This is a genomic window from Streptomyces sp. BBFR51 (assembly GCF_044591655.1).
GTDB lineage: Bacteria > Actinomycetota > Actinomycetes > Streptomycetales > Streptomycetaceae > Streptomyces.
Genome location: NZ_CP172448.1, coordinates 6327715 through 6344076 on the forward strand (window position 1 = coordinate 6327715; position 16362 = coordinate 6344076).

A 16362-nucleotide genomic window follows, 5' to 3' on the forward strand; every position below is an offset into this window, starting at 1 on the left:
AAGAAGAGTCGGGGATCTTCCCGTTCTGTCCATCCTTGGGCATGCAGTCAAGCAACGATCGGCCACGCGGTGCCAGGGGCGGTCCTGAACGCGCGGTCCACCACCGCGCCGTGCCGGGCAGGGCCTACGTCGAGACGGCCCCCGGCCCGCGGCACGACGAGCCGCGGTACGACGACCCGTGGTACGACGCACTCGCCTCCGGCTGGGGCGAGTCGGCCGGTCCGGGAGCCCCCGAGCAGGCGCTGCCACCGATGCGCCGGGAAGCGGGGCAGCCGCCCCGGGCCACGGCCGACGTGTATCTGGAGGTTCAGCGCAGCGCGGCCTTCCAGGAGGTCCGCAGTCGGTACCGAAGGTTCGTGATCCCGGCAGTCGCCGCCTTCTTCCTCTGGTACGTCGCCTATGTGGTGGCCGCCACGACGGCACCCGCCCTCATGGCCCGGCCGGTGGCCGGCGCGGTGAACGTGGCGATGGTCGCGGGGCTCGGGCAGTTCCTCACCACGTTCCTGCTCACCTGGGCCTACGCGCGTCATGCCCGGCTGCGCAGGGACCGGGCCGCGCTCGAACTGCGCTGGGACACCCAGGAGCTGACGCGCGGGATGCAAGGCGGTGCGTCGTGACGGGCGACCATCAGACGCTGGCGCTGCTGCTGTTCAGCACCTTCGTCGCCGTCACGCTCGGGATCACCACCTGGGCGGGCCGCCACCGGCACGGTTCGGCGGAGGAGTTCTACGCGGGCGGCCGTCTCTTCTCACCCATGGAGAATGGTTTTGCCATCGCCGGCGACTACATGTCGGCCGCGTCCTTCCTCGGCATCTCGGGACTGATCGCGCTCTACGGGTACGACGGCATGCTGTACTCGGTGGGCTTTCTGGTGGCCTGGCTCGTAGTCCTGTTCCTCGTCGCCGAACTGGTCCGCAACTGCGGGAGGTTCACCCTCGCCGACGTCGTGGCCGCCCGGATGAGGGAGCGGCCGGTACGGATCGCGGCGGGGACCTCCTCGGTCACCGTCTCGGTTCTGTACCTGGTGGCGCAGATGGTGGGCGCGGGCAGCCTGGTCGCGCTGCTGCTCGGCGGCACGACCGAGGCGGCGCGGACGTGGACCGTCATCGGCGTGGGCGCGCTCATGGTGATCTATGTGTCGCTGGGCGGGATGCGCGCCACCACCTGGATCCAGATCGTGAAGGCGGTGCTGCTGCTCGGCGGCACCGTGGCGCTGACCACGCTCGTCCTGGTGCGCTTCCACGGCGACATCGACCGTCTGCTGCGCTCGGCCGCCGAACGCAGCGGTCACGGTGAGGCGTTCCTCGCGCCCGGGCTGGCGTACGGCGGGGACTGGGTCTCCCGCTTCGACTTCATCAGTCTGGGGCTCGCCCTGGTGCTGGGCACCGCCGGACTGCCGCACATCCTGTCCCGCTTCTACACGGTGCCCACCGCACGGGCGGCCAGGCGGTCCGTGGTCTGGTCGATCGGGCTCATCGGCGGCTTCTACCTGATGACGATCGTGCTCGGTTTCGGTGCCGCCGCCCTGGTCGGGCCGGACACCGTGCGCGCGTCGAACGCCGCCGGGAACACCGCGGTGCCACTGCTCGCCCTCGACCTGGGCGGCGGCGCGCAGTCCACCGGCGGGACGGTCCTGTTCGCGGTCGTCGCCGCGGTCGCCTTCGCCACCATCCTCGCGGTGGTCGCCGGCATCACCCTGGCCTCCTCCGCGTCCGTGGCCCACGACCTGTACGCGTCCCTGCGGCGTCGCGGCTCCAAGCCGCGCAGCGAGGTCGCCGTGGCCCGTGTCGCCGCCGTCGGCATCGGCGCCGTCGCGATTGGGCTCGGCCTGCTCGCCCGCGACCTCAACGTCGCGTTCCTGGTGGGTCTCGCCTTCGCGGTCGCCGCGTCCGCCAATCTGCCGGTGCTGCTCTACTCGCTGTTCTGGCGCGGCTTCACCACGCGGGGTGCGGTGTGGGCGGTCTACGGGGGCCTGGTCCCGTCCGTGGTGCTCGTGCTGCTGTCCCCGGTGGTCTCCGGCAGCCCGCAGTCGCTCTTCCCCGGCCTCGACTTCCAGTACTTCCCGCTGCAGAACCCAGGCCTCGTCTCGATTCCGCTGGGCTTCGTCGCGGGCTGGCTGGGCACGGTCACCTCGCCGGAGATCCCGGACGAGGCCAAGCACGCCGAGACCGAGGTGCGGTCGCTGACCGGGGCAGGGGCCGTGTAGGAACCGGGAGCGTCGGGTTCCGGGCGTTCTGGTCCGACGGGACCTTTCAGGCGCGGGTCGCCCACTCGTAGCGGTGCTCCGGGCGGCCCGCGTCGCCGTACTTGAGTGTCAGTCGGGCCCGCCCGGTGCGTTCCAGGAGCTTCAGATAGCGCTGCGCGGTCTGGCGGCTCACGCCGGTCCGCTCGGCGATCTCCAGGGCGGAGAGCGGCCCGTCGGCCTTCAGCAGGCACTGGCGCACCAGTTCGGCGGTGGTGGGGGAGTGCCCCTTGGGCAGCCCCGGCTCCGACGGCGCGGACAGGGCGCCGAAGATCCGGTCGACCTCCGCCTGTTCCGCCTCACCGCCCCCGTCGAGCGTGCGGCGCAGCTCCGCGTACGCCTCCAGCTTCGCGCGCAGGCCGGCGAAGGCGAACGGTTTCACCAGGTACTGCAGGGCACCCTGGCGCATCGCCGCCTGTACGGTCGACACGTCCCGAGCGGCCGTCACCATGATCACGTCGGTCTGGAGGCCACGCCTCCGCATCTCCTGGACGACCTCCAGACCCGTCCGGTCGGGCAGGTAGTGGTCCAGCAGGATCAGGTCCAGGCGGGGCAGCCGCTCCACACTGCGCAGTGCCTCCAGCGCGCTGTGCGCCTCACCGGCGACATGGAAGCCCGGCACCTTCTCCACGTAGGCGGCGTTGACCCGCGCGACCCGCGTGTCGTCGTCCACGACCAGGACCTCGATCATCGGGACTCCTTCTCGGCAGCGGCGGTCACACGGGCGGTGGGGGCGGACCCCGGGTCCGATTCGGTCAGGGCCTCGGGCAGGACGACGACGAACTCCGCGCCGCCGCCGTACGCCTCGTCGACGCTCGCGCTGCCGCCCTGCCGCTCCGCCAGCCGGCGTACCAGCGACAGCCCGATGCCGCGCCGGCGATGTGCCGGCGGCTCCTTGGTGGACCAACCCGCCGTGAACACCAGCTCACGATGGTCCGGCCGAATCCCGGGGCCCGTGTCGCGCACCGTGAGCGTGGCGGCGCGCCCCTGCGCACGCAACTCGACCTCCACGCGCGCGTGCGGTGTTCCCGCGGCGGCGTCGAGGGCGTTGTCGACCAGGTTGCCGACGATCGTGACCAGTCCCCTGGGGTCGACCAGACGGTCCGGCAGCCGCGTCCGGTCCGAGACCCACAGGGCCACTCCGCGTTCGGCCGCGACGGTCGCCTTGCCGACCAGCAGGGCGGCGAGAAGGGGGTCGTGGATCCTCTCGGTGATCTGCTCCGCGGTGACCCGGTGGTCGCCGACCACCTCGCCCACGAAGTCCACCGCGTCGTCGTACATCTCCAGCTCGAGCAGGCCCAGCAGGGTGTGCATGCGGTTGGCGTGCTCGTGGTCCTGCGCGCGCAGGGCGTCGATCAGACCGCGCGTGGAGTCCAGCTCCCGGCCGAGCTGCTCCAGCTCGGTGCGGTCGCGCAGTGTGGCGACGGCCCCGCCGTCGTCGGTGGGCATCCGATTGGCGACCAGGACCCGCTGGCCGCGCACGGTCAGCAGGTCGGTTCCGGCCACCCGGCCGGCCAGGACGTCGGCCGTACGCCCCGCGCCGAGCGCCTCGTCGGGGGAGCGGCCGACGGCCTCGCCGCCGATGCCGAGCAGGCGCTGCGCCTCGTCGTTGAGCAGCCGCACCCTGCCGCCGCGATCGAGGGCGACGACCCCCTCCCGGATGCCGTGCAGCATCGCCTCGCGCTCCGCCAGCAGCCCCGCGATGTCCGAGAAGGCCAGGTCCCGGGTCTGCCGCTGCACCCGGCGCGAAATGATCCAGGACGCCAGGGCGCCGACGGCCAGGGCGCCACCGGCGTACGCGAAGAGGCCGGGAATGGCGTGGATCAGCCGCGCCCGGACGCTGTCGTACGCGATGCCCACCGAGACCGCCCCGACGATCTCGCCGTCGCCGTCACGCAACGGCACCTTTCCGCGGGCGGAGCGTCCCAGAGTGCCGTCGTCGATCTCCATGACCTCGCGTCCGCCCAGGGCCTGCCCGGGGTCGGTCGACACGATCTCCCCGATCCGCGCCGGATCGGTGTGCGACCAGCGCACGCCCTGCCGGTCCATCACGACGACGTACTCCGCCTTGGTGGCCTTGCGGACCCGCTCCGCCTCCCACTGCACCGGGCCGTCCGCCGTCGGCCGGGTGGTCCCGAGGTCCCGTACGACCTGCGGCTGCTGCGCGGTGGTCTGCGCGATCGCCAGCGCCCTGCGCATCGCCTGGTCGTCCAGCTGGTCGCCGAGCGGTGCCAGGAACAGCCCGGTCGCGAGCACCGCGACCCCCGCGGCGATCGCCAGCTGCATCAGCAGGACCTGCGAGAACACCCGCCGCGGCAGGCCCAGGCGCCGACGGCGTACGGAGGGAGTGGAGCTCATACCCATGACCGTACGTGGGAGGTGGCGGCATGCCGTAGAGGGGTGTGGCGCGGATCTCCCGCTCGCTGGGCGCCGGCCGGAGCGGAACGTCAGCTCGCGAGCGCCGCCGTCACCGACAGTTCGCGCACCTCGGTGACCTCCATCCGCGCGGGGGAGCCCAGGACCGACGCCCCGCAGCTCTCCGGGCGCGGCGGCGCCGACGCGCTCTGTACGACGGTGACGCGCCAGTGTCGGCCGTCGCGGTGGGCCAGGGTCACCTCCCAGCGCGGTGCGGCACCGTCCGTCCGTACGACGCTCAGCGCCTCGGCCGCGTCCTCGCCGGCGGCCGACCGCACGGCCAGCTCGGCCGCCTGACCGGGGCGCTCCCACGCGGAGTGCCCGCGGCAGCCCTCGACGACGATCCGGCCCTCCCGCGCACCGTGCAGGATCTCCTCGACGGTGTGGGACCGCACCCGGCCGTACACGTATCCGTGGGGCAGCACGAGCACGGTCGGCGAGAAACGGTGGCCCCCGAGGTGGGTGACTTCCCAGACGCCGTCGGCTCCACCGGCGGCGAGTTCGGCCGCCAGAGGCCTGCCGAGGAGTGCGCAGCACCGGTCGCGCTTGCCGTTGGTGCAGACGAGGGCGAGCGGATCGCCCAGGTGGGGCCCGCCGTCGAGCACCGAGTCGAAGGTATGGCGATCTCCCCGGCCGAGTGCCGCGAAATCGAGGTCGAGCAGCCGACGGGGGTCTCCGATCGTGGTGCCGTGCAACCACACCCTGCCCGGCACGGTGTGGGCCGCGTACACCCTGCGCTCTGCGGGCGTGCCACGGTCCGCGTGGCGTCCGGGGCGGCGGATGAGCGCGACGCGTACGCCCGTCCCCTTCGCGGCCGCCTCGAGGGCACGGCCCAGCGCGGGTTCCAGGTGGCTCGAAGTGAGCGCCTTGGCGCCCCACGGGCCGGGCTGTTCGAGTAGCAACCAGGTCCTCGCGACGGGTGCGGTGCCCGAAACGGGCTCGTCGAGGTCCCGGGAGACGGTTGAGCACGTACTCACAGAGGTGAGCCTAACCTGACTTGCCCGGTGGTGACTTCCAGCCGCGCCTGAGCGCTACTCCGGCAGAGGTCGTGGCGGTCTCGGTCCCGAGTAGAGCCCACTGGGACGCATGCGCAGCGGACGCTCCCCGTACTCCTCCAGCGCATGCGCGATCCAGCCCGCCGTACGGGCCACGGCGAAGATCGTCTCGGCCGCGGTGGGGGGCATGCCCGAGGACGCGGTGAGCACGGCGAGCGCCAGGTCGACGTTGGCGTGCAGCGGGGCGTGGCGGGCGGCGGTGGCCTGGATGTCCCGGGCCGCCGCGAGCGCGGGCGCGGCCCGGGGAATCTCCTCCAGGAGCGCGAAGAGGGCACGCGCGCGTGGATCCTCGCCGGGGTAGAGCCGGTGGCCGAGCCCCGGGATGCGCCGGCCGGCGCGCAGCTCCTCCGCCACCACCGGCGCCGCGCTGCCCACGTCGAGCACCTCCAGCAGCATCCGGTGGGCGAGCCCTCCGGCGGCGCCGTGCAACGGCCCCTCGATCACGCCGAGCCCGGCGGACACGGCCGCGTAGGCGTGCGCCCGCGCCGACGCGGCCACGCGTACGGCGAGTGTGGAGGCCGCCAGGTCGTGATCGACGAGGAGGGAGAGCGCCGTGTCGAGGGCGCGCAGTGTCGGTTCGTCGGCGGGCCGTCCGCTGAGCCGCGTCCACAGGCGACGGGCGATCGGGTCCCCGTCGGTGCCGTCGCGCAGTACGGGCGGCAGCGCGGCGACGAGGGTGGGGATGAGGACGCGCGCGGTGCCCAGCACCGCTTCCTCGGACAGGTCGAAGCGGAGCGGGTCCGCGACCGCCGCGGCGATCGCCGCGACGCGCAGCCGGTCGGTGGGACCGGCGTGTTCGGGCAGGGAGTCGACGGCCCGGCGGGCGACGGCCACGGAGGATTCGGGGGCGGAGAAGGTGATGCCGGGACGCAGCCGCCCCGTCCAGAGCCACTCGGCCACCTCCTCGTAGGTGTGACGGGCGGCGAGTTCGACCGCGTCGACGCCCCGGTAGTAGAACCGGTCGCTCTCGATGAGCGTGAGACGGGTGCGCACGGCCAACTCATGGCCGGAGGCGGCAGCGGCGCCGTCGCGCCGGTTGCGCCGGGCAAGGGCCCGCACCTCGACGGGGTCGAAGGTGCTGCCCCGGCCGCCGGGTGTGCGCCGGCTGCCGAGCTGGCCGCGGCTGACGTACGCGTACACGGTCTCGGGTTTCACTCCGAGCAGTTCGGCGGCCTCCCTGGTGGACAGCCGCCGCTCGCTGCCGACGGGGTGGTCGGGCTCTTGATCGCGCATGAGGTCACCGTATCGATCGAAGGATGTCTGCCTTGAGCTTTAGATTGATTCAATCAATATTGACAGAGACTCAGTCAAGTATGGACAGTGGGGTCAAGTTCGAGGAGGCAATCATGACTGTCAACAGAAACGCGGCCGCCGCGACGCTCGTCGAGGTACCGCGCGGGCTCGCCGGTGTCGTGGTGGCCGACACCGAGGTCGGCGACGTGCGAGGGCTCGAGGGCTTCTACCACTACCGGCAGTACTCGGCCGTCGAGCTGGCACAGAGCCGTGGCTTCGAGGACGTCTGGCATCTCCTGGTCCACGGGGAACTCCCCGACGCCCGACGCGGCGCCGCCTTCGCCGCCGAGACCGCGGCGCTCCGCCGGCTCCCCGACGCGGTGCGCGCGGCCCTGCCCGCCATCGCCGCGGCCGGCGGACGTTCCGGCCCGCTCGCCGGTATGCGCACGGGCCTGTCACTGCTGGGCGCCGCCCAGGGCTTCGGGCCCGTGTACGACCTGTCGGCAGACGAGCGCCGCCAGGACACCCTGGTGGCCGCCGCGGCCGTACCCACACTGCTCACCGCGCTGCACCGGTTGGGGCGGGGGCTCGATCCCGTGGAGCCCCGGGAGGACCTGTCGTACGCGGCGAACTACCTCTACATGCTGACCGGTGAGGTGCCGGACGAGGATCGATCGCGAGCGGTCGAGCAGTACCTGATCTCCACCATTGATCACGGATTCAACGCGTCAACCTTCACCGCGCGGGTCATCGCCTCGACGGGTGCGGATGTCGCGGCCTGCCTGGCCGGTGCGGTGTCGGCCTTGTCCGGCCCACTGCACGGCGGGGCGCCCAGCCGGGCCCTCGACACCCTGGACGCGATCGGCACGCCCGAACGGATCGACGCGTGGATCCGCGAGCGGGTGCTCGTCGGCGACCGCATCATGGGCTTCGGCCACGCGGTCTACCGCACGGAGGACCCGCGCTCCCGGATGCTGCGTGAGGTGGCGCAGCGGTTCGGCGGCCCGCGCGTGGAGTTCGCCGTCGAGGTGGAACGGCAGGTCGAGGCGATCCTCGCGGAGCTGAAGCCGGGGCGCGAGCTGCACACCAACGTCGAGTTCTACGCGGGCGTGGTCATGGAGCTGTGCGGTCTGCCCCGCGAGATGTTCACGCCCACGTTCGCGGCGGCGCGGGTCGTGGGCTGGAGCGCGAACATCCTGGAACAGGCGCGCGACTCGAAGATCATCCGTCCGGCGGCACGGTATGTGGGGCCGGGGGCGCCGGTTGGGGTGCCCGCGGTGGCCTGAGAAACACGAGCGGCCTGGTGCCGTTCGGGCGCCAGGCCTGGTCGGGGAGCGTCGAGCAAGGACGGGGTGCCGGATTGCTCGCCGGGTGGTGGGGTCCGTGCGCGGTCGGCGGTGGGTGCGGCCGGAGACACGGGGTGACGTCAGGCGTCGGGGATGTCCGCCTTGGCTCGAATGAGGGTCTCCCGGCTGACGACGACGATGCGTTCGTAGTCGGCCCGGGCGGCGTCGGCGGGCAACTCACGCTCCAGCGCCTCGGTGGCCTCGGTGCCGATGACGGCGAAGTTGCCGTCGCTCAGTTCGAACACGTCGGGGCAGGTGGATCCCGAGTTACTGCCCCTGGCGCTGGGAGGCACACCGATGCGGCGCACGATCTTCAAAGGTACCGGTCCTTATGAGTCTCCAGAGTGATAGTGAGCACACGCTACTGGTGTTCATGAGGCTCAAGTGACTGGATGGCTGAAAACCCACTCCGTCGTGTCGCCGCCGTCGGACCGTGTTGACCTGCTCGGACGATTCGTCGGCGCCGTCAGTCCGTCGGAGGGGTCCCCACGACCCACCATTCGTCGGTGTCGGCATCGTCGAGGTCCTGGACGAGGCCGTCGACCATGCGGCCCAGCCGGGCTTCCTCCGACGCCTCGTTGAGGGAGGCGCGCATGTGCTCGGACGCGTCCCAGTACTCCCGGAAGATGGGGCTCTGGAAGAACTCGCGCAGGATGCGGTACAGCTCCTCCCGGTCCAGCAGGCCCGTTCGATAGCAGTGGTACAGGTGCGTGTACCAGGCGTTGGCGTAGAGGAACTGACGGCGCCGCGCGGCCGGGATGCTCTTGTCGTACGTGTCGATGACCTCCGCCAGCGAAGGGTCGTCGATCGCCCTGTTCAGCAACTCCCAATGCATGCGCTGCTGGTGCCGCAATGCCTCGCGTCGGATCGCGGACTCCTCCAGCCGCAGCTGCCGCTCGTGCAGACGGACCCTGTCCAGTCGCCGCTGCCGCGCGGCCGTCAGCATCCCGGCCGCGGCGGAGCCGAACCTCCCCGTGATCTTCTTCCGTGTGGCCATGTCAACCCCCGAATCAGGCGACCGCCCGCCGGTCGTCGAGTGCGGGTCGGCTGACGGGGACCGGTGAGCGATGCGTGGTGCTGCCGCCTCCAGGGTGCCGAGCGGCGCTGACCGGCGGGGAGGCGGAGAGGAGGCGCACGGAGGGAAGTGAGGGTCGCACGGCCCGGCGCCATGCAAAACGTCTGCCCACCAAGTGCTGCTAACAATCGTTCACTCCGCGGGTGCTCCGCCGGCTCGTATCCTGAGCAGGCAATTCCGTACGTGGATGTACGCCCCGGCGCGGGCCGGCGTACGCGTGGGTGAGAGAGAGGTCGCACGGTGGGGCAGCGCCCGACTCCGCAGCAGATCCCGGTCGTCGTACTCGCCGGATTCCTCGGCTCCGGAAAGACCACACTCCTCAACCACCTCCTGCACCGCAGCGGAGGCAGCCGTATCGGCGCCATCGTCAACGACTTCGGCTCGATCGAGATCGACGCGATGGCCGTCGCGGGCGCGCTCGGCGACTCCACGGTGTCGCTGGGCAACGGATGCCTGTGCTGTGCCGTCGACGCGAGTGAACTCGACGGGTACCTGGAGCGGCTCGCCCGGCCCGAGGCCGGCATCGACGTCGTCGTCATCGAGGCCAGCGGTCTCGCCGAGCCGCAGGAACTGGTGCGCATGCTGCTCGCCAGCGAGCAGCCGCAGGTCGTCTACGGCGGACTCGTCGAGGTCGTCGACGCCGCCGAGTTCGACGACACCCGTGCCAGACACCCCGAGATCGACCGGCACCTGGCGCTCGCCGACCTGGCCGTGGTCAACAAGACCGACCGCGCTCCCGACGCCGAGCGCGTGCTCGCGCTCGTCCAGTCGCTCGGCGACGGCGCCGCCGTCGTGCCCGCGACCTACGGCCGTGTCGACCCCGAGTTCCTGTACGACTGCAGGCCGAGCCGGGAGCGGGTGGGACAGCTGTCCTTCGACGACCTGCACGACCACTTGGGGGGCGGCGCCCACGCGGGGCATCTGCATGCCGCCTACGACACCCTGTCGTTCGTCTCGGACCTCCCGCTCGACCCGCGCCGGCTCATGCGCTTCCTCGACAGCCGGCCCGAGGGCCTGTACCGGATCAAGGGGTACGTCGACTTCGGCCCGTACGACACGCGGAACCGGTACGCCGTCCACGCCGTCGGGCGTTTCCTGCGCTTCTACCCGGAGCCCTGGACGCCCGGCGACACCGACGCCGACACCCGCCGCACCCAGCTCGTCCTCATCGGCTCCGGCATCGACGCACCGGCCCTCCGCGAGGAACTCGACGCGTGCCGCCGGGACGCCGACGCCCCACCCGCCGACGAGCACGGCATGTGGGGCGTCCTGCGCTACGTCCAGGACGCCGACGGCGAGGACCCCGACGGCGAGGACCCGGGCGGCGAGGAGTCGCCACCCGCGTCCCAAGACACCCCCTAGACCGGACCCGCCACCACCGACACCGTCTTCGGCAGCGACACGCCCGAGCCGTCGCGGCGCGGGTCGATGTCCGGGAGCTGGGCCGGCGTGCCGTTCCGCTGCGCCGCGAGGGCCGGTGTGGCGCCCGCCCAGGCGAAGGCCAGGCAGTCCTCGCCCTTCAGGAACCGCTGGCAGCGCACGCCACCCGTGGCGCGGCCCTTGCGCGGATACTGGTCGAACGGGGTCAGCTTGGCCGTGGTCTGCACGGAGTCGTCCAGCGTGCCGCGCGAACCGGCGACCGTGAAGACCACCGCCTCCGCGGCCGGGTCCACCGCCGTGAAGGAGATGACCTTGGCGCCGTCGGTGAGCTTGACGCCCGCCACACCCCCCGCCGGACGGCCCTGCGGACGGACCTGCGAGGCCTGGTAGCGCAGGAGCTGCGCGTCGTCCGTGATGAAGACCAGGTCCTCGTCACCCGTGCGCAACTCGGCGCCACCGACGATCCGGTCGCCCTCCTTGAGGGTGATGACCTCCAACTCGTCCTTGTTGGACGGGAAGTCGGGCACCACCCGCTTGACGACGCCCTGTTCCGTGCCGAGTGCGAGGCCCGGCGAGGACTCGTCCAGCGTGGTCAGGCAGACGACCCCCTCGTCGTCTTCCAGGGACACGAACTCCGCCAGCGGCGCACCGCCCGCCAGGTTCGGCGTCGGCATGGACTCCGGGAGCTGGGGGAGGTCCACGACGTCCACCCGCAGCAGCCGTCCGGCGGACGTCACCACGCCCACCTCGCCGCGCGCCGTGGCCGGCACCGCCGAGACGATCAGGTCGTGCTTGATCCGCTTGGCCCCCGCCTCGGTGACGAGCGGATCGTCGTTCGCGGTGCGGGCCAGCAGGCCCGTCGAGGACAGCAGCACCCGGCACGGGTCGTCCGCCACCTGGAGCGGCACGGCGGCGACGGCGGCGCCGCTCGACTCCAGCAGCGTCGTACGGCGGTCGGTGCCGAACTTCTTGGAGACCGCCGCCAGTTCGGTGGAGACCAGCTTGCGCAGCTCCGCGTCCGAATCGAGGATGCGGGTCAGCTCCTCGATCTCCGCGTTCAGCCGGTCCTTCTCGGACTCCAGCTCGATGCGGTCGTACTTGGTGAGTCGGCGCAGCGGGGTGTCCAGGATGTACTGGGTCTGGATGTCGCTCAGCGAGAAGCGCTCCATCAGGCGCTGCTTGGCCTGCGCGGAGTTCTCGCTGGAGCGAATGAGCCGGATGACCTCGTCGATGTCGACCAGGGCGGTGAGCAGGCCCTCCACCAGATGCAGCCGGTCGCGCTTCTTGCTGCGGCGGAACTCGCTGCGGCGTCGGACGACGTTGAAGCGGTGGTCGAGATAGACCTCCAGCAGCTCCTTGAGGCCCAGCGTCAGCGGCTGGCCGTCCACCAGGGCGACGTTGTTGATGCCGAAGGACTCCTCCATCGGCGTCAGCTTGTAGAGCTGCTCCAGGACCGCCTCGGGCACGAAGCCGTTCTTGATCTCGATGACCAGACGCAGCCCGTGCTCGCGGTCGGTGAGGTCCTTGACGTCGGCGATGCCCTGGAGCTTCTTCGAGCCCACCAGGTCCTTGATCTTGGCGATCACCTTCTCCGGGCCGACCGCGAAGGGCAGCTCGGTCACGACGAGACCCTTGCGGCGGGCCGTCACGGTGTCCACGGTGACCGTCGCGCGGATCTTGAAGGTGCCGCGGCCCGTCGCGTAGGCGTCCCGGATGCCGGGCAGGCCGACGATGCGGCCGCCGGTGGGCAGGTCGGGGCCCGGAACGTGCTTCATCAGGGCTTCGAGGTCGGCGTTCGGGTACCGGATCAGGTGCCGGGCGGCCGCGATCACCTCGCGCAGATTGTGCGGCGGCATGTTCGTCGCCATGCCGACCGCGATGCCCGAGGCGCCGTTGACCAGCAGGTTCGGGAAGGCGGCGGGCAGTGCCACCGGCTCCTGCTCCTGGCCGTCGTAGTTGGGGCCGAAGTCGACGGTGTCCTCGTCGATGGACTCCGTCATCAGGCTGGTGGCCTCGGCCATGCGGCACTCGGTGTACCGCATGGCGGCCGGCGGGTCGTCGTTGCCCAGCGAACCGAAGTTGCCGTGGCCGTCCACCAGGGGCACGCGCATCGAGAAGGGCTGGGCCATGCGCACCAGCGCGTCGTAGATCGACGCGTCGCCGTGCGGGTGCAGCTTGCCCATGACCTCGCCGACGACGCGGGCGCACTTCACATAGCTGCGCTCGGGCCGCAGCCCCATCTCGTTCATCTGGTACACGATGCGGCGGTGCACCGGCTTGAGGCCGTCGCGGGCGTCCGGCAGTGCACGGGAGTAGATGACCGAGTACGCGTACTCGAGGAAGGAACCCTGCATCTCGTCGACTACGTCGATGTCGAGGATCTTCTCCTCGTACGAGTCGTCGGGCGGCGGGGTCTTCGTACTACGGCGGGCCATCGCTGCCGGCTCCTTGCTGAAGCGTGAACGGTGATCTGACGCCGTCCATTGTGGACTGCGGCACTGACAGCGACCGACCAGGACCCGTCACGGGCTGCCCGGCTGCCCGGCCCGGCGCTGCCCGCAGGGTACGCCCTCGACCCGGGCGGCCCACCAACCGCGTTCTCGCTCTCGGCGTACCGGGCCCGGGAACTCCACCGGCGCCCCGGACGCTTGCATACAGTGGCAGCATCGGTGGAATTCCGCAGTTCCGCCCAATGATTCACCAGTGATTCCGCCAAGGATTTCGCGATCGAAGGGATGTACATGCCCATGGGTCACACGGCCACAGCCCAGGCAGGCTCCGGCGGCCTGACAGCGACCGAGCACCGCCTGGCCAACGGCCTGCGCGTGGTGCTCTCCGAGGACCACCTGACCCCGGTCGCGGCGGTGTGCCTCTGGTACGACGTCGGCTCCCGCCACGAGGTCAAGGGACGCACCGGCCTGGCTCACCTTTTCGAGCACCTCATGTTCCAGGGCTCCGCCCAGGTCAAGGGCAACGGCCACTTCGAGCTGGTGCAGGGCGCCGGCGGCTCCCTCAACGGCACCACCAGCTTCGAGCGGACCAACTACTTCGAGACCATGCCCGCCCACCAGCTGGAGCTCGCCCTCTGGCTGGAGGCCGACCGCATGGGCTCCCTGCTGGCCGCCCTGGACGAGGAGTCCATGGAGAACCAGCGGGACGTCGTCAAGAACGAACGCCGCCAGCGCTACGACAACGTCCCCTACGGCACGGCCTTCGAGAAGATGACCGCGCTCGCCTACCCGGAGGGCCACCCCTACCACCACACCCCGATCGGCTCGATGGCCGACCTGGACGCGGCGACCCTCGAGGACGCGCGCGCGTTCTTCCGCACGTACTACGCGCCGAACAACGCGGTGCTGTCGGTCGTCGGCGACATCGACCCCGAGCGGACGCTCGCCTGGATCGAGAGGTACTTCGGCTCCATCGCCTCGCACGACGGCAAGCCCGCCCCCAGGGACGGCTCGCTGCCCGACGTCATGGGCGAGCAGTTGCGCGAGGTCGTCGAGGAGGAGGTCCCGGCCCGTGCCCTGATGGCGGCCTACCGCCTGCCGGAGGACGGCACACGCGCGAGCGACGCTGCCGACCTGGCCCTCACCGTGCTGGGCGGCGGCGAGTCGTCCCGCCTGTACAACCGGCTGGTACGCCGCGACCGCACGGCCGTCGCCGCCGGGTTCGGCCTGCTGCGGCTCGCCGGGGCGCCCTCCCTGGGATGGCTGGACGTGAAGACGTCCGGTGACGTCGAGGTGCCGGTCATCGAGGCCGCCGTCGACGAGGAGCTGGCCCGGTTCGCCGAGGAGGGCCCCACGGCCGAGGAGATGGAGCGCGCGCAGGCCCAGTTGGAGCGCGAGTGGCTGGACCGGCTGGGCACGGTCGCGGGCCGCGCCGACGAACTGTGCCGGTACGCCGTCCTGTTCGGCGACCCGCAGCTCGCCCTCACCGCCGTACAGCGGGTCCTGGAGGTGACCGCGGAGGAAGTTCAGGAGGTCGCCAAGGCCCGCCTGCGGCCCGACAACCGCGCGGTCCTCGTCTACGAGCCCACCGCCCCCACCGACGAGAACGACGCCGACGAGAACGAGGAGGCGGCCAAGTGAGCGAGCTCGCCACCATGGAATTCCACGCCCAGCCGCAGGCCGGCGAGCCCAAGCCGTGGGCCTTCCCGGCCCCGGAGCGCGGCAGCCTCGACAACGGCCTCACCGTGCTGCGCTGCCATCGCCCCGGCCAGCAGGTCGTCGCGGTCGAGGTGAACCTCGACGCGCCCCTGGAAGCCGAGCCGGCCGGTCTCGACGGCGTCGCCACGATCATGGCGCGCGCCTTCTCCGAGGGCACCGACAAGCACTCCGCCGAGGATTTCGCCGCCGAGCTGGAGCGCTGCGGCGCCACGTTGGACGCGCACGCCGACCACCCCGGCGTCCGGCTGAGCCTGGAGGTGCCCGCCTCGCGCCTGGCCAAGGCCCTCGGCCTGGTCGCCGACGCGCTCAGGGCGCCCGCCTTCGCGGACAGCGAGGTCGAACGGCTGGTGCGCAACCGGCTCGACGAGATCCCGCACGAGCTGGCCAACCCCTCCCGCCGGGCCGCCAAGGAACTCTCCAAGGAGCTGTTCCCGGTGCAGTCGCGCATGTCGCGCCCGCGCCAGGGCTCCGAGGAGACCGTCGCGAGCATCGACGCCGCGGCCGTGCGCGCCTTCTACGAGAGGCACGTCCGTCCCGCCACGGCCACCGCCGTGGTCGTCGGCGACCTCACCGGCGTCGACCTCAACGCGCTCCTCGGCGACACCCTGGGCGCGTGGACCGGCTCGTCCGCCGAGCCGCGCCCCGTGCCGCCGGTGACCGCCGACGACAGGGGCCGGGTCGTCATCGTGGACCGCCCCGGCGCCGTCCAGACCCAGCTGCTGATCGGCCGCACCGGCGCCGACCGGCACGACCGCGTGTGGCCCGCGCAGGTGCTCGGCACCTACTGTCTCGGCGGCACCCTCACCTCGCGTCTGGACCGCGTCCTGCGCGAGGAGAAGGGCTACACCTACGGCGTACGGGCGTTCGGGCAGGTCCTGCGTTCCGCGCCGGACGGTACGGGCGCCGCCATGCTCGCCATCAGCGGCTCCGTCGACACCCCCAACACCGGTCCCGCCCTCGACGACCTGTGGACGGTGCTGCGCAAGCTCGCCGCGGAAGGGCTCACCGACGCCGAGCGCGACGTGGCCGTGCAGAACCTGGTGGGCGTCGCACCCCTGAAGTACGAGACGGCGGCGGCCGTGGCGAGCACCCTGGCCGACCAGGTCGAGCAGCACCTGTCCGACGACTTCCAGGCGACGCTCTACCGTCAACTCGCCGCCACGGGCACTGTGGAGGCCACGGCGGCGGTCGTGAACGCCTTCCCGGTGGACCGCCTGGTGACCGTCCTCGTCGGTGACGCGGCGCAGATCAAGGAGCCCGTCGAGGCCCTCGGCATCGGTGAAGTCACCGTGGTCGCGGCCGAGTAGCGGCACGCGCGCGCGGTGGCCCTGGTGACCGGAGTGTCACCAGGGCCACCGTTTGTCCGAATTGGGGGAGTGGCTGCCTGTCTGCCCTGTGGCGTGCGCTACAAAAACCCTGTTGCGTTTGAGGATTGAAGACAGCCCCG

13 protein-coding genes are annotated in these 16362 nt (G+C 71.7%); 6 read left to right on the top strand and 7 right to left on the bottom strand.

The window, feature by feature from the left end:
• The first annotated feature begins 41 nt into the window (after positions 1-41).
• Positions 42-617, top strand: coding sequence for a DUF485 domain-containing protein (locus ACGH7X_RS28935; RefSeq protein ID WP_399890109.1), 576 nt, complete (start codon positions 42-44; stop codon positions 615-617).
• Complete coding sequence (locus ACGH7X_RS28940) at positions 614-2206, top strand: cation acetate symporter (protein ID WP_399890112.1); 1593 nt, start codon at positions 614-616, stop codon at positions 2204-2206. Before ACGH7X_RS28935 ends, ACGH7X_RS28940 begins: the two co-directional genes overlap by 4 nt.
• 46 nt (positions 2207-2252) lie before the next feature.
• Here ACGH7X_RS28940 and ACGH7X_RS28945 read toward each other — a convergent pair whose 3' ends face one another.
• The 4 genes from ACGH7X_RS28945 to ACGH7X_RS28960 all read right to left on the bottom strand — a co-directional run bounded on the left by ACGH7X_RS28945 (position 2253) and on the right by ACGH7X_RS28960 (position 6945).
• Positions 2253-2933 carry a response regulator gene (locus ACGH7X_RS28945; RefSeq protein ID WP_399890115.1) on the bottom strand — a complete coding sequence of 227 codons (681 nt, stop codon included), beginning with the start codon at positions 2931-2933 and terminating at the stop codon, positions 2253-2255.
• The gene (locus ACGH7X_RS28950; protein ID WP_399890118.1) at positions 2930-4600 is read right to left on the bottom strand and encodes an ATP-binding protein; all 1671 of its coding nucleotides are present in this window, start codon (positions 4598-4600) and stop codon (positions 2930-2932) included. Before ACGH7X_RS28950 ends, ACGH7X_RS28945 begins: the two co-directional genes overlap by 4 nt.
• An 89-nt stretch (positions 4601-4689) precedes the next feature.
• Complete coding sequence (locus ACGH7X_RS28955; RefSeq protein ID WP_399890121.1) at positions 4690-5634, bottom strand: sucrase ferredoxin; 945 nt, start codon at positions 5632-5634, stop codon at positions 4690-4692.
• A 54-nt stretch (positions 5635-5688) separates the two neighbouring features.
• Entirely contained in the window at positions 5689-6945 is a 1257-nt protein-coding gene (locus ACGH7X_RS28960; protein ID WP_399890124.1) for a citrate/2-methylcitrate synthase, read from the bottom strand.
• Positions 6946-7058: 113 nt separating this feature from the next.
• Here ACGH7X_RS28960 and ACGH7X_RS28965 point away from each other — a divergent pair, with 113 nt between their 5' ends.
• Entirely contained in the window at positions 7059-8231 is a 1173-nt protein-coding gene (locus ACGH7X_RS28965; RefSeq protein ID WP_399890127.1) for a citrate synthase/methylcitrate synthase, read from the top strand.
• A gap of 140 nt (positions 8232-8371) precedes the next feature.
• On the opposite strand, the gene ACGH7X_RS28970 is transcribed toward ACGH7X_RS28965, so the two are convergent.
• Positions 8372-8608 (bottom strand): hypothetical protein, encoded by a 237-nt coding sequence (locus ACGH7X_RS28970; RefSeq protein ID WP_100048050.1) that lies wholly within the window; start codon positions 8606-8608, stop codon positions 8372-8374.
• Positions 8609-8757: 149 nt separating this feature from the next.
• Positions 8758-9288: a DUF6082 family protein gene (locus ACGH7X_RS28975; RefSeq protein WP_399890131.1), complete on the bottom strand. Its 531-nt coding sequence runs from the start codon at positions 9286-9288 to the stop codon at positions 8758-8760.
• Positions 9289-9606: 318 nt separating this feature from the next.
• Between ACGH7X_RS28975 and ACGH7X_RS28980 the strand changes: the two genes are divergently transcribed.
• Entirely contained in the window at positions 9607-10728 is a 1122-nt protein-coding gene (locus ACGH7X_RS28980) for a CobW family GTP-binding protein (RefSeq protein WP_399890135.1), read from the top strand.
• On the opposite strand, the gene ACGH7X_RS28985 is transcribed toward ACGH7X_RS28980, so the two are convergent.
• The gene (locus ACGH7X_RS28985; protein WP_399890138.1) at positions 10725-13181 is read right to left on the bottom strand and encodes a DNA topoisomerase (ATP-hydrolyzing) subunit A; all 2457 of its coding nucleotides are present in this window, start codon (positions 13179-13181) and stop codon (positions 10725-10727) included. The genes ACGH7X_RS28980 and ACGH7X_RS28985 overlap by 4 nt on opposite strands.
• A 306-nt stretch (positions 13182-13487) precedes the next feature.
• Here ACGH7X_RS28985 and ACGH7X_RS28990 point away from each other — a divergent pair, with 306 nt between their 5' ends.
• Both ACGH7X_RS28990 and ACGH7X_RS28995 read left to right on the top strand, forming a co-directional pair.
• Positions 13488-14837: a M16 family metallopeptidase gene (locus ACGH7X_RS28990; protein WP_399890141.1), complete on the top strand. Its 1350-nt coding sequence runs from the start codon at positions 13488-13490 to the stop codon at positions 14835-14837.
• Complete coding sequence (locus tag ACGH7X_RS28995; protein ID WP_399890145.1) at positions 14834-16222, top strand: M16 family metallopeptidase; 1389 nt, start codon at positions 14834-14836, stop codon at positions 16220-16222. The genes ACGH7X_RS28990 and ACGH7X_RS28995 overlap by 4 nt, the downstream gene beginning before the upstream one ends.
• The last annotated feature ends 140 nt before the right edge of the window (positions 16223-16362 follow it).

Coding starts and splice junctions, on each gene's coding strand:
- ACGH7X_RS28935 (WP_399890109.1), top strand. CDS start 42: ATGCAGTCAAGCAACGATCGGCCACGCGGTGCCAGGGGCGGTCCTGAA.
- ACGH7X_RS28945 (WP_399890115.1), bottom strand. CDS start 2,933: ATGATCGAGGTCCTGGTCGTGGACGACGACACGCGGGTCGCGCGGGTC.
- ACGH7X_RS28950 (WP_399890118.1), bottom strand. CDS start 4,600: ATGAGCTCCACTCCCTCCGTACGCCGTCGGCGCCTGGGCCTGCCGCGG.
- ACGH7X_RS28960 (WP_399890124.1), bottom strand. CDS start 6,945: ATGCGCGATCAAGAGCCCGACCACCCCGTCGGCAGCGAGCGGCGGCTG.
- ACGH7X_RS28965 (WP_399890127.1), top strand. CDS start 7,059: ATGACTGTCAACAGAAACGCGGCCGCCGCGACGCTCGTCGAGGTACCG.
- ACGH7X_RS28975 (WP_399890131.1), bottom strand. CDS start 9,288: ATGGCCACACGGAAGAAGATCACGGGGAGGTTCGGCTCCGCCGCGGCC.
- ACGH7X_RS28985 (WP_399890138.1), bottom strand. CDS start 13,181: ATGGCCCGCCGTAGTACGAAGACCCCGCCGCCCGACGACTCGTACGAG.
- ACGH7X_RS28990 (WP_399890141.1), top strand. CDS start 13,488: ATGCCCATGGGTCACACGGCCACAGCCCAGGCAGGCTCCGGCGGCCTG.